This is a genomic window from Parvularcula sp. LCG005 (assembly GCF_032930845.1).
Lineage (GTDB): Bacteria > Pseudomonadota > Alphaproteobacteria > Caulobacterales > Parvularculaceae > Parvularcula.
The window spans coordinates 964,098-975,556 of record NZ_CP136758.1 but is presented as its reverse complement, the minus strand read 5'-3'; the positions used below and the strand labels follow the sequence as shown (position 1 = coordinate 975,556).

Annotated in this window: 11 protein-coding genes; 2 read left to right on the top strand and 9 right to left on the bottom strand. The window is 60.9% G+C overall.

All coding sequences use genetic code 11. The features are described from left to right. Positions 1–30 precede the first annotated feature (30 nt). Positions 31–975 (top strand): pentapeptide repeat-containing protein, encoded by a 945-nt coding sequence (locus tag RUI03_RS04505; RefSeq protein ID WP_317289092.1) that lies wholly within the window; start codon positions 31–33, stop codon positions 973–975. Positions 976–983: 8 nt separating this feature from the next. Here the strand turns inward: RUI03_RS04505 and RUI03_RS04500 are convergent, their stop codons facing one another. After that, positions 984–1,946 (bottom strand): hypothetical protein, encoded by a 963-nt coding sequence (locus RUI03_RS04500; protein ID WP_317289091.1) that lies wholly within the window; start codon positions 1,944–1,946, stop codon positions 984–986. A 145-nt stretch (positions 1,947–2,091) separates the two neighbouring features. Here RUI03_RS04500 and uvrC point away from each other — a divergent pair, with 145 nt between their 5' ends. Then, the gene (gene uvrC, locus RUI03_RS04495) at positions 2,092–4,026 is read left to right on the top strand and encodes an excinuclease ABC subunit UvrC (protein WP_317289090.1); all 1,935 of its coding nucleotides are present in this window, start codon (positions 2,092–2,094) and stop codon (positions 4,024–4,026) included. A gap of 2 nt (positions 4,027–4,028) precedes the next feature. Here the strand turns inward: uvrC and recO are convergent, their stop codons facing one another. The 8 genes from recO to RUI03_RS04455 are packed head-to-tail and all read right to left on the bottom strand — an operon-like array spanning position 4,029 to position 11,430. Beyond that, positions 4,029–4,766, bottom strand: a complete 738-nt coding sequence (gene recO, locus RUI03_RS04490; protein WP_317289089.1) for a DNA repair protein RecO — start codon at positions 4,764–4,766, stop codon at positions 4,029–4,031. Continuing rightward, the gene (gene era / locus RUI03_RS04485; RefSeq protein WP_317289088.1) at positions 4,766–5,737 is read right to left on the bottom strand and encodes a GTPase Era; all 972 of its coding nucleotides are present in this window, start codon (positions 5,735–5,737) and stop codon (positions 4,766–4,768) included. The genes recO and era overlap by 1 nt, the downstream gene beginning before the upstream one ends. Beyond that, entirely contained in the window at positions 5,721–6,440 is a 720-nt protein-coding gene (rnc, locus tag RUI03_RS04480; RefSeq protein WP_317289087.1) for a ribonuclease III, read from the bottom strand. The genes era and rnc overlap by 17 nt, the downstream gene beginning before the upstream one ends. Beyond that, the gene (lepB, locus tag RUI03_RS04475) at positions 6,433–7,242 is read right to left on the bottom strand and encodes a signal peptidase I (protein ID WP_317289086.1); all 810 of its coding nucleotides are present in this window, start codon (positions 7,240–7,242) and stop codon (positions 6,433–6,435) included. The genes rnc and lepB overlap by 8 nt, the downstream gene beginning before the upstream one ends. After that, a complete protein-coding gene (gene acpS / locus RUI03_RS04470; RefSeq protein WP_317289085.1) occupies positions 7,235–7,666 on the bottom strand; it encodes a holo-ACP synthase in 432 nt (143 codons plus the stop codon). Before acpS ends, lepB begins: the two co-directional genes overlap by 8 nt. Continuing rightward, positions 7,663–8,463 (bottom strand): pyridoxine 5'-phosphate synthase, encoded by an 801-nt coding sequence (locus tag RUI03_RS04465; RefSeq protein WP_317289084.1) that lies wholly within the window; start codon positions 8,461–8,463, stop codon positions 7,663–7,665. The genes acpS and RUI03_RS04465 overlap by 4 nt, the downstream gene beginning before the upstream one ends. Continuing rightward, a complete protein-coding gene (gene pyrE / locus RUI03_RS04460; RefSeq protein ID WP_317289083.1) occupies positions 8,460–9,044 on the bottom strand; it encodes an orotate phosphoribosyltransferase in 585 nt (194 codons plus the stop codon). The genes RUI03_RS04465 and pyrE overlap by 4 nt, the downstream gene beginning before the upstream one ends. Before the next feature lie 4 nt (positions 9,045–9,048). Then, a complete protein-coding gene (locus RUI03_RS04455) occupies positions 9,049–11,430 on the bottom strand; it encodes a bifunctional (p)ppGpp synthetase/guanosine-3',5'-bis(diphosphate) 3'-pyrophosphohydrolase (RefSeq protein WP_317289082.1) in 2,382 nt (793 codons plus the stop codon). Positions 11,431–11,459: the final 29 nt, after the last annotated feature.

The window sequence follows — 11,459 nt, the reverse complement described above, 5'->3', positions numbered from 1 at the left end:
CGTGGGGCGTGGTGTAACTGGGAGCCTACGATGATCAAGCTCTTGACCTTTGTATCGACGCTATTCTTCAGCCTTTCCATGGTTTGGTACAATTACGCGCCGATTGATCAGCGCCAGCGTGTGCCGACGCCTCTGCGTGTCATGATCGTCAACGCCGATTCTGCCCTCGCCAGTGGCATGGCCCTGGTGACCGAGCGCATCGGACCGCGCGTCAGTGAAGCCGCCGACGAGCTGGCCGGCCGGGAGAGCACCCGCCTGGCGGTGATCGCCGAACAGGGCGGCATCGTCACGGTCTATGAAGACCTGACCGGCGCCGACCTCACGGCCGGACGGTTCGACAAGCATCTTTTTCTGCGGGCCACGCTTGACAACGCCAATTTCTCCAAAGCCTATCTGAAAGGCACGCTGCTCGATGGCGCGTCGGCACAGAAGACCGTGTTCGGTGACGCTATCCTGGCGGAAAGTTCTGCGCGGGTCGCCAACTTCACGGCCGCCGTGTTCCACCAGACCGATCTGAGCGCCGCGTCCATGCAGGGCTCGGTCTTCGACCAGGCGATCTTCAGCGGCAGCAATCTGGGCCGCAGCCAATTCACGGGCGCCAGCTTCATCCAGACGGTTTTCCGCGACGGCAAGGCCATCGACGCTCGCTTCATCAACGCAAAGCTGAACGAGGCGCGCTTTGATCATGTCGACATGCGCCGCGCCGTGCTGGATGGTGCGGTCCTTCGTGGGGCGACCATGACCAATACGGCGCTGCACGGCGCGAGCCTGAAAGGCGCGGACCTGTCGGGCGCCAATCTCGCGCTTGCGGACGGCCTGACCCAATATCAGCTCGACACCGCTTGCGGCGATGCACAGACATTGTTGCCGACGGGATTGACGGTCGTCGATTGCGGCAGTCTTCAACTGCAACAGCCGCATCTCAGCGGGCCTATCGGCACCAGCCCACCGCGTGTCGCCGCCATCACCCCCTGACCCTTTGTCTACGGATTGATAGTGGATGGAATGAGGTCCGGGTAATCCACCGGCCCCGGCGCGGAACGGCTCTGTTCGACGATCCGCGCAGCCTGCTGCAGGCCTTCATTCAGACTGCAGGCATTGTGATAGACAAGCGCATCGGCGATGGCGCGTTCCAGCGTATAGATCGTCACCGGGGTCACGCCATCTGCAACGCTGCCTTCGTTGAGGCTCAACCCACCGTGGCGCACGGGGGCGCGGCGGCGGCGATCGATCTCCGCAAACAGCTGTTGCCGCCGCAATTTCAATCCATCGCTGGCAATGCGCAGGGTCGTCTTCTCGATCTGCCCCTCATCATGCACATAGCTTGGCAGGTCGGTGATCCGGCTCGCTGTTGTCAGGGCCCAGACGATATCCCCGCCCAAAAGCAGCGAGCCCACGCCGCCAATGATCCGGCGTTTTGAGTTCAGCAGCATGTTGGACAGATTGGTATCATTGTCGATGCTGAGGTCGATATTCAGCCGGTGTTCAAAATCACGGCAGAGGGCATCGGACCGCATCATCAGCCGGTCCTGCACCTCATTGCGGCGTACCGCCAGCGCGACGGACGCGGCTGCGCGGCGATAGAATACGTCGGCATCCGTCCCCTCCCAGGCGGTGAAATCGTCATAGGACACGGTGTAGGTCTTGAAGGCACGGAAAGCACATTCGAGCCGCTGCATGGTGGCGGCGGCACGCTTGTCATCGTCACGAGCCTTGATATCGTTTTCCGCCGCAACACAGACAGGGCTTGAGAGGCGCAAACGGCGGTTTTCAGGATCGATCAGCGCCACAAGGTCAATCTCACCGGTGCGCTCGGCTTCAAACTGCAGGGGTTCGGTCTTTGAGTTGAACTGCGGATTGCGCTGCTGCCCCGCGCAGGCCGCGAGTACAAATAACCCTGTAAAAACAGCACACTGTTTGAGTACCGAAAAACGGATTCCACCCATAGTCTAGGGCCCCCATGCCCAACAGACGGTCATATCATGGCGTTCTGGCGCCATGTTTTGACGAATTATGACACGGGGAAAGAAAATTGCCTATGGGAGCCGCACAGCCATCGAATAGCGGCGCCGATCAGCCTAAATAGCCAGAATGCCCTCGGATACGATGCCCCCCTCCTCCAAACCGCTCATCGGCGCGGCGCTGATTGCCGACTACGTCAAACACCTTCCGCCGCGGCCCGGTGTTTATCGCATGATGGCGGACGATGGAGAGCTTCTCTATGTCGGCAAGGCGCGGAGCCTGAAATCCCGGGTCTCGAACTATACGACGCTTAACGGCCACTCCAACCGCATTGCACGGATGATTTCCGAGACGCGGAGCATGGAATTCGTCGTGACAGAGACCGAGACGGAAAGCCTGTTGCTTGAGGCGAACCTCATCAAGAGCCTGAAGCCGCGATACAATGTGCTGATGCGGGATGATAAGTCCTTCGCGAATATCCTGCTGGCGACCGATCATCCCGTACCGCAAATCACCAAGCACCGGGGTGCGCAGAAGCGGCCGGGCCACTATTTCGGCCCCTTTGCCTCGGCGGGTGCAGTCAACCGTACGCTGAACACGCTCCAAAAAGCGTTTCTGCTGCGCAGCTGCACGGACTCGGTTTATGAAAGCCGGACGCGCCCCTGTCTTCTGCATCAGATCAAGCGATGCTCCGCCCCCTGTACGGGAGAAGTCAGTGAAGCTGGCTATGGCGAGCTGGTCGCCGAAGCCATGGCGTTCCTGAACGGCCGGAACCGCGACATACAGACACTTCTGTCCAAGCAGATGGAAGAGGCATCGATCGCGCTCGACTTTGAACGCGCAGCGTCCTTGCGCGACCGTATCCGTGCACTGACCTATATTCAGGAGAGCCAAGGGATCAATCCCGGCTCCGTCGATGAGGCGGACCTGTTCGCCGTCCACGCCGATGGGGGGCAGGCCTGCATCCAGGTCTTCTTCTTCCGCGCGGGCCAGAATTTGGGCGCCCATGCGTTCTTCCCCAAGCATGATCGCGAGTTGCCGACGGCGCAGATCCTGTCGTCGTTCATTGCGCAGTTCTATGACAACCGTATGCCGCCGCGGCAGATCCTCCTGTCTGAGGGGCTTGAAGATGAAGAGCTGCTGGCAGAAGCGCTGGGCATCAAGGCGGGCCGAAAGGTCACCATCCTGGCACCGCAGCGGGGCGAGAAGCGGGAGCTGGCCGAACACGCGCTGATGAATGCGCGGGAAGCGTTGGGACGGCGTCTGTCCGACACGGCATCGCAGATGCAACTTCTACGTGCACTGGGTGATCAGCTGGGCCTGACCGCTCCGCCACGGCGCATCGAAGTCTATGACAACTCGCATACGGGCGGCACGAATGCTCTCGGCGGCATGATCGTGGCGACCGAAGAAGGGTTCCGCAAAAATCAGTATCGGAAGTTCAATATCAAGGACACAAGCCTCACCCCCGGTGACGATTTCGGCATGATGCGCGAGGTCCTGGACCGCCGGTTCGCGAGGCTCATGAAAGAAGAAACGCCGTCCTCTGACAATTGGCCCAGCCTTATTGTTATCGACGGTGGCGCAGGACAATTGTCCGTCGCCAAGCAGGCGATGGAGGATGCGGGCATCACGATCGGGCCGGACACGGAGAATGGCGAGATCATGCTGCTTTCCGTTGCGAAGGGACGGCGGGAGGATGAGCGTGGCCAGCGACGTGCAGACCGGACTGCTGCCGCGACCGGCGAGCAGTTCTTCATCCCTGGCCGCGCGCCATTCATGCTGCCGCCGCGCAGTCCTGTCCTCTATTACCTCCAGCGCTTGCGCGACGAAGCGCACCGCTTCGCGATCGGCTCCCACCGGGCCAAGCGGTCCAAGGCGATGGTTGCCAATCCGCTTGACGGGATCGACGGCATCGGTGCCAAGCGGAAGAAGGCGTTGCTGCACCATTACGGCTCAGCCAAGGCTGTCTCGCGGGCGAACGCCTATGACCTGTCACAGGTCGAGGGGATATCGGAAGAGCTAGCCCAGCGGATCTACGACTTCTTCCATCCGACGGGATAATATCAGACGTCGGCGCGCAGCCGGTTGATGTAACGCTCACGGCTTTCGGGCAGCTCCTTGCCCGCGGCGCCAAGCAGTTTCTCTCCGAGAAAATAGCCCGTTGTCCGCAACGCAGCCTTGACGTCCGGCAGGGTGGGATCCCCCAGGCCCGTCATGAAAGCAGGTAGCGGCAGCAATTTATCCTTATACGGCATGCCCGCCTCAACACTGACGGCCCCGCCGGATTTGGGTGAAACGAAGGCCAATGACGCACCGTCTTCAAGAAGACGTCCGGTGGCGACACAGCGATCGAGCGTGAGCCCGTAGCCAAGCGCCTCCAGAACGCCAAGCTCCCACTGAACCAAGAGGATTGGCCAGATCGTCTGCTCATCCAGATGATCGAGAAGGGCACAGGTCGCCTTATACAGCGGTGGATAGGCCGCCCCCTCGGGAAGCACCGCATAGAGAATGTCTGTCACGAGGTGCAGGGCCATGAGGGCCATTCGGTCCTGCATGGCGTGCGCTGCGCGCGCCTCGACAAGTTCGAGGTCAAAATGACCAAGGGCGTTCTCCCCCTTGGCCTTCCAGACGGCGCGCACCCCATTGCCCGCCTGCATCAGGGGGGATTTCCCGCGCCCCTGCCCGCCATAGACAAGACCGCCGGTCGCGCCGTGCTCTTCAGTAAAAAGAATACCGACCGAATGGTTTTCCCCTTGCGGACGATTGGCCAGTACGATGGCGTTGTCGGTCCACTCCACCATCAACGCGCCTTGGTCGGCAGCCCCTCAAGGCCCATGGAACGGAACCGCTCTGCATCCTGTGTCCAGTCTTCGCGAACCTTCACGAACAGGAACAGATGCACGGGCTCACCCAGCATTTCGGTCAGTTCTTCGCGCGCCATCTTGCCAATGGTGGAGATGGTCTTTCCTTTTTGTCCAAGAACGAGGGCCCGCTGACCTTCTCGTTCAACAAAGATGACCTGCTCAATCCTCAGCTCGCCTTTCGCGGTCCGTTTCCAGGTCTCAGTTTCCACCGTGAGGGCATAAGGCAGTTCCTGGTGCAGTCGCAGGAACAGCTTCTCGCGGGTCACTTCGGCCGCCATCAATCTGTCGGAAATGTCCGAGAGCTGATCTTCAGGATAGAGATAAGGGCCCTTGGGCATCTGGCCCGCCAGATAAGCGCGTAGATCGTCCGTACCTAGCCCCTTGGCGGCTGAGATCATGAACGTATCAGTGAAGATGTCCTTTTCGTTCAGCGACTGGGCGAGGCCAAGCAGGCGGTCACGCTGCATACCGTCGATCTTGTTCAGGACAAGGATGGCCTTGCGCTCCTCCCTGATCAGCCCCTCGATGATGCGGTCGGTATCTTCAGCAGAACGGCGCGATGCCGCCCCGCCCTCACCGGTCTCCCGGCCAATATAGGCCGGCGCGTCGACCATCAACAGCGTGACATCCGCACCGTCCATGCCTTCCCAGGCGGCAGACACCATTGCTTCATCCAGCTTGCGCTTGGGCGCAAAGATGCCCGGCGTGTCGATATAGATGATCTGGGCGGCCCCCTCCATCGCGATGCCGCGAATACGGGCGCGCGTCGTCTGCACCTTCTGCGTGACGATCGACACTTTGGCGCCAACCATGCGATTGACGAATGTCGATTTACCGGCATTCGGCGCGCCCAGTACGGCCACGATGCCGCAATGGGGGGCGCCGTCCTGATTATTTTCGGCGGCCATTTTTATTCCAGACTCCTTCGCGGCGGAGCATAGCCTCGGCCGCTTTCATTTGCGCATCGCGCTTGTTCGTCCCCTTGGCCCGCTCCGGTTCAAGGTCATGGACGCTGACAGAAACGGTGAACACTGGCGCGTGGTCGGGGCCGTCCCGCGCAATATCCTTGTAAATCGGCGTACCATGACCGAACTCCTGCGCCCATTCCTGCAGCGCCGTTTTGGCGTCGCGATGGTCAGCAGACAGATCATCAAAGCGCTCGCCCCAGAACGGCTCGTAGGCGCGCTCTGCCGCGGCCAGCCCGCCATCGATATAGAGCGCCCCGAGCAACGCCTCGCAGGCATCACCCAGAATGGCGTCCTTTTCCCGGCCGCCGGCCCGTTCTTCACCCGTGGACAGGTGAAGGGCCTGGCCGACATTCCAGAACCGCGCAGCCTCGGCGCAGGTTTCCTTACGCACCAATGCGTTCAGGCGCGGCGCCAGTTCGCCCTCGGACATGTTGGGATAGCGACGCCACAAGGCCTCGGCTGTCATCAGACCCAGTACGCGATCGCCAAGGAATTCAAGACGTTCGAGGTCGCGCACGCCGCTGCCAGCCAGGCTTGCATGAGTCAGGGCCCGGGCCAGAAGAGAACGGTCCTTGAACTCGTGACCAAGGGCCTCTTCGACAGCCCGTGCCTCACGGGTGTCGGCAGCAGACGGCTTACTCAACGTGATCAAACATCCGGCTGTAGCGAATGGCCATCGGCCATTTCCATGGCTCCCACAGATGCGCCTTGCTGCCGTCTACGGAGAAAGCGATATTTGTGGCCCGGCCAACGACCTGGTGCATTTCGACCATCTGGACGATCGGGGTACGGCTGTCGGAAGAATTGTCCCGATTGTCGCCCATCATGAACAATTGTCCCTCACCCACGGTAAAGACCTTGGTGTTGTCGAGGTTGTAATTGTCGCCATGGCATTCCTGCACGATATAGCTCGGGCCGCCATCTGGCATGGTTTCGCGATAGACCTTCGCGCGCGGATCGGGATCGGAGCATTCGGGGCGGCGATCAGCCAGGTATTCCCGCTCAACCGGCTGGCCATTGATATGCAGCACCCCGCCAATCACCTGGATCCGGTCACCGGCCGTGCCGATGACGCGCTTGATGTAGTCGCGGTTGCGGTCATAGGGGTTCTTGAAGACGATGACTTCGCCCGCGTCCGGCGCACTGCCGAACAGGCGTCCTTCGCTTGGCATCCGGGTCAGCGGATAGATCAGCGACGCCTTTGAGTAGCCGTGGGACATCTTGTTGACGACCACAAAGTCCCCAACCATCAAGGTCGGCTGCATGGACGCCGAAGGGATATTGAACGGCTGAAAGAAGAAAAACCGCACAAACAGGGTCACAGCGACGGCGATCAATACGGTTTTGGCAATGTCCCACGCCTCTTCAGCGGCGGTCATTGACTGCTCATCAGCCTCATCGGGCATCTCGTCAGCAGATTCTGGGGAGTTGATGTTTTCAGTCACGTCCTGATTCACTCTGGCCGTCTGTCGGCGTCGGGGTAGCGTAAAGGATCACAAAGGCCTGGGCCAGTGGATAATCATCGGTAATCGTTAAATGGACCTCCATCTGGTGGCCCGGCGGCGTCAATTGGCGCAGTTTTTCCGCCGCACCGCCTGTCAGTTTCATCGTTGGTTTGCCACCGGGAAGGTTCACCACCCCCATGTCGCGCCAATACACGCCCTGATTGATCCCCGTCCCCAATGCCTTGGACAGGGCCTCTTTTGCAGCAAACCTCTTGGCGTAAGAGGCGGCGCGTTGATGGCGCCGGTCTGATTTGGCCCGTTCGACCTCCGTAAAGACGCGGTGCGTGAACCTCTCGCCATAGCGCTCGAGGCTTTTTTCCACGCGCCGGATGTCGATCAGGTCACTGCCCAGGCCGATGATCATACGAGGCGCCCGCTTCGGGCATCGGCGATCAGCCGTCCCATTTCGCGGACCGCCTTGTCGAGGCCCATGAAAACGGCCTCGCCAATCAGGAAATGACCGATATTCAGCTCGCGCATGGCCGGGATCGCGGCAATATTCGACACATTCTGGAAATTCAGGCCGTGACCGGCGTGGATTTCCAACCCCATTTCGTCACCCAGCCGCGCTGCCTGTTCGATCGCATCGAATGTCTTTTGAATTAGCGCGGGGGTCGTGGAAAGCGCTGCCTGCTGGTATTCTCCAGTGTGGAGCTCAACGACCGGCGCGCCCAGCGCCACGGCCGCCTCGATCTGCCGTGGATCGGGATCGATGAACAATGAAACGCGGATACCAGCATCCCGCAGTCGCTCGATCTTAGGACGGAGACTGTCCGCCTGTCCCGCCACGTCGAGGCCACCTTCTGTTGTGCGCTCTTCACGTTTTTCTGGTACGAGGCACGCCGCATGGGGCGCCGTTCGGAGGCATATCTCCACCATTTCGTCCGTAGCCGCCATTTCGAAATTGAGGGGGGCATCCACCTCATTTTTCAGACGAGCCATGTCCTCATCGCGAATGTGACGCCGGTCTTCACGCAAGTGAGCGGTGATGCCGTCAGCGCCGGCCATGATGGCCAGCTGGGCCGCGCGCACCGGGTCGGGGTCCACACCGCCGCGCGCATTTCGCAGTGTCGCGACGTGGTCAATATTGACGCCAAGGCGACAGGCGGGCCGCTCAGCCGCGGGATTCGGGCCCTTTGGGCTGTTCTCACCCCAGATCATTTCAGGCCCCGGCTGCCGGGTTTGACGGCCGGAACATTCTTCAGATGCGGCGGCAGATCATCCGCAGGCCAACTTTCCACATTCATGGTCACGAGAGGCAACATCGGCACGCCAAGGTCGACCGTGCCGCCAGAGCGGTCGATGAGGCACGCCAACCCCAAGGGGACGCCGCCCGCCTTGCGCACAGCATCCAGGGTCTCACGGCTCGACAGGCCGGTAGACACGATGTCCTCGACAACGATCACTTTCTGACCAGCCGTCACGCCGAAACCGCGGCGGAGCTGAAACTCGCCATCGACCCGCTCCATGAACATGGATGGGAGGCCAAGATGCCGCGCCGTTTCATAGCCGAAGATGATCGCGCCCATCGCAGGGGCGATGACGGCCGTTGGCTGCTCTCCAAACCGCGACTTGATGAGTGTCGCCAGCGCGCGGCAAAGTTTCTCCGTTGGCTGAGGATACATGGAGACGATTGATTTGTTGAGATAGGTGTCGGCGTGGCGTCCGGATGACAGAACGAAATGCCCTTTCAGGAGCGCACCACATTCCTCAAATACCGCCAAAACCTCGTCCTGCGTCATGTCTTTATCCTGTTTCCTCGACACGGTCCGCCGCCACCACATAGTTGGATGCGCGCAGACCGGTCAGCACATTGTTCAGATGCTTGGCATCACGAACCGCGATGTCGACGCACAGGTCCGAAAAATCAACCTCCCGATGTTCAAGGCGCAGGTCGACGATATCGACCCCGTAGCGCGCCAGCATCGACCCGATATGGCCTAAAGCGCCGGTCCGGTTGTTCACCGTGATGACGATCGGCACCGCGAACTGGGTATTGTCCCGGAACGTCCAGGACAGGTTGAGCCATTCCTCGTCATCCGCATGCGCCAGCCGTTCGCAGTCGATCCGGTGCGCCATGATGGCGCCATTCTCGCCCTTCACCCCGACAATGCGCTCGCCCGGCAGAGGGCCGCAGCACGTCCCCAGGCGAACCGCCGCCCCCGGCGTGACGCCCGCGAGAGAGACGATCCCCCGCGGGACGTTGTCACCGCGATGAAGGGAGCGTTCGACGGCGTCCGTGGGCGCCATGTCGAGGTTCGGGAACACCGTCTGCAGAACCGTACGGCCGCTGACATCCATGCGGCCCACAGCCTCGTAGAATTCCTTGGTCGTGGCAAAGCCAAGCCGCTGCCCGGCATCTTCAAGCGCCTTGGCTGAAAACGGCAGGTCGCGCGCACCAAATGTCGAGGCGATGATTCGCTCCCCAAGCTCGTACTGCTCCTGCCGCTGCAGCTGGCGGATCCGCCGGCGGATACCGGATTTGGCCGCGCCCGTGACGACGAAGCTCTCCCAACCCGTGGGGATGGCAGCATGGTCGCTTTTGAGAACCGTGACGACGTCCCCATTTCGCAGCGGTGTCCTGTTCGGACGCCGCACACCGTTGATCTTGGCGCCAGAGAACCGGTCACCGATTTCCGTATGCAGCGCATAGGCAAAATCCAGCGCCGTCGCCCCGATAGGTAGCGGAATAACGCGACCCTTGGGCGTAAAAGGGAAAACCTGATCGTGGTAGAGGTCGATCCGGGCCTGCTCGAGAAACGCCGTGCCAGATTCGTCCGTATTCAGCGTTTCAATGACGCCCCGCAACCAGTCATAGGCTGAATAGCGGCCATCGCGACCCAGCTCGACACTGTCCCCACCGCCCTGGCGGCTCGTCTGGTCCTTGTACCGCCAATGCGCCGCAACACCGCGTTCGGCCGTGTCATGCATGTCCTTTGACCGGATCTGCACCTCGACACGCTGCCCCTGCACATCGGCCCGTGAAGCGATGACCGCCGTGTGGATGGACTGATAGCCATTGGGTTTGGGCGTCGAGATATAGTCGTCGAATTCGCCGGGGATCATCGGGAAGGCCCGGTGAATAATGCCCAGCGCGCGGTAGCAGTCCTCGACGCTGTCCACGAGGACACGGAACGCGTAGATGTCCGCCAGCTCTTCGAAGGTCGACCGCTTGCGCTGCATCTTCCGCCAGATGGAGAATGCCCGTTTTTCCCGTGAATAGATCTCGGCCGACAGCCCGGCATCGGCCAGCTGGACGCGCAGGGTCTGAGCCAACGCCACCACGTCCCGGACCTTGTCCTCGGCCAGCTTTGTCAGCGATTCCTGAATGGCATCAAAGGCACCGGGATTGAGATAGCGGAAGCTGAGATCCTCGAGCTCTTCTTTGACCTGCTGCACGCCGATCCGTCCCGCCATGGGGGCGTAGATTTCCATCGTCTCACGGGCGATGCGCTCACGCTTCTCGACCTTGGAAATATAATTCAGTGTCCGCATGTTATGCAGGCGGTCCGCCAGCTTGACCAGCAGTACACGGACGTCCTTGGCGGTCGCCAGGATGAACTTGGCAAAATTCTCCGCCTTGCCATCTGTGTCCGGGGCGAGCTCGCGCTTGGAGATTTTCGTGACTCCGTCGACCAGGCGCGCGACCTCTGGGCCAAAGGCATTCTCTATATCCTTGATTGAGACATCGGTGTCTTCGACGACGTCATGCAACAGGGCCGTAGCGATCGTCGCCGGATCGAGCCTTAGATCCGTCAGGATCGCCGCCACCGCCAAGGGATGCGTAAAATACGGATCGCCGCTTGAACGCTTCTGCTCGCCATGGGCGCGCATGGCAAAGACATAGGCCTTGTTGAGCAGGTCTTCATCGGCGTGGGGGTCGTAGGATTTGACGAGATCGACGAGCTCATACTGCCGGATAAAGCCCGGCGGTGGGCCCGACGTGCCTATCGCGTGCGATTCTGCCGTCGCCGCAGGACGCGGAACATCCGCTCCACGGTCTTCAAATGCTGAACTCTGAGAAAGCTGATCTTGCGTGCGGATCTCGCCACCGCGCGTCGCAACTGGACGCGTCGATGGATCCGACGGGATTTCCGTCTCATGAGGAGGTGTGCCTTCGGTCGCCATGGGTCATATATGGCATGACCCCCAGCCGA